At 61.5% G+C, this 371-nt stretch carries 1 pseudogene; it reads left to right on the top strand.

What is annotated here, in order from left to right:
• Positions 1-186: 186 nt before the first annotated feature.
• Positions 187-371: pseudogene (locus PXJ20_RS33025) on the top strand (hypothetical protein); the annotation flags it as partial.

Here is a 371-nt window from a genome sequence, read left to right as displayed (position 1 = left end):
CATTCGCCAGCACTGCACGCTCGCGGCCGTGCTGAACGCGGGAAAGCTGACCGTCTGCGATTCCGTGGACGAGGCATGGGCGCGATATTGCGGCCAGCCTGCGAGCGGCACGGCAGCCGGTGACGGCGCCGGCACGACAATTCAACCGGGGGAATAAGGGTGAAAGGCGACAGGCCAAAACTCGCTGTGATCAGTACGTACGACGAACTGTGTGGCATTGCCAGCTACGCGCGTGCCATCGTGCGGCAGCTGTCGCCGTGGTTCGACATTACGGTGTTCGACCTCGACCAGTACGTGTTCCGTCACCGTAGCCGCCGCATACGGAAGATGGCCAACCTGGAAATAGAGCGCATCTGCAAGGAATTGAAGGA

It is taken from the genome of Paraburkholderia sp. A1RI_3L, assembly GCF_048957895.1.
In the GTDB taxonomy this organism is placed as follows: Bacteria; Pseudomonadota; Gammaproteobacteria; order Burkholderiales; family Burkholderiaceae; genus Paraburkholderia; species Paraburkholderia kururiensis.
The sequence above is the reverse complement of the archived record's forward strand: the minus strand, read 5'-3'. Positions and strand labels throughout refer to the sequence as shown.